The sequence below is a fragment of the Streptomyces sp. SID12501 genome, assembly GCF_010550245.1.
GTDB lineage: Bacteria > Actinomycetota > Actinomycetes > Streptomycetales > Streptomycetaceae > Streptomyces.
This window is the reverse complement of sequence record NZ_JAAGLU010000249.1, coordinates 1-630: the sequence shown is the minus strand read 5'-3', so window position 1 is coordinate 630 and position 630 is coordinate 1. Positions and strand designations below refer to the sequence as shown.

The 630-nt window shown below is 71.3% G+C and carries 2 pseudogenes; one reads left to right on the top strand and one right to left on the bottom strand.

The window, feature by feature from the left end:
* Positions 1-215, top strand: a pseudogene (locus G3I71_RS51975) (pilus assembly protein CpaF); the annotation flags it as partial.
* Positions 216-225: 10 nt separating this feature from the next.
* On the opposite strand, the pseudogene G3I71_RS51970 reads toward G3I71_RS51975, so the two are convergent.
* Positions 226-630: pseudogene (locus tag G3I71_RS51970) on the bottom strand (FGGY family carbohydrate kinase); the annotation flags it as partial.

Here is a 630-nt window from a genome sequence, read left to right as displayed (position 1 = left end):
CCGCACTGCACAGCCAGCTGGCGGCGGCGCTGACCCTGGTGCTGCACCTGACCCGCGATCGCAACGGGCGCCGCCGGGTCGCGGAGGTGCACGTACTGGAACGGGACCCCGCCGGGCTGGTGGTGACCGTACCCGCCCTGCGCTGGGGGATCCGCGGCTTCGTGCGGGAGCAGGGCTGGGCGCGGCTGGGTCCGCTGCTGGGGGGTGCCCGGTGAGCGCCGTGCCGATCGGCTCGGTGCCCGTGTTGATGAGCATGAAGTTGCCGGTGCCGTACGTGTTCTTGGCGTGCCCCACCTCGAAGCACGCCTGCCCGAACGTCGCGGCCTGCTGGTCGCCCAGGATGCCCGCGATCTTCACGCCCGGCAGCAGACCGCCCTTGCGGCCCTCGCCGTACACCTCGGACGACGAGCGGATCTCGGGGAGCATCGAGACGGGCACGCCCATCTCGCCCGCGATCTCCTCGTTCCACGTGAGCGAGTCGATGTTCATGAGCATGGTGCGCGACGCGTTGGTCGGGTCGGTCACGTGGATGCCGCCGTTGACGCCGCCGGTCATGTTCCACAGCACCCACGAGTCGGTGTTGCCGAACGCGAGCCGCACGGCCTCCGCCTTCTCGCGCGCACCCTCGAC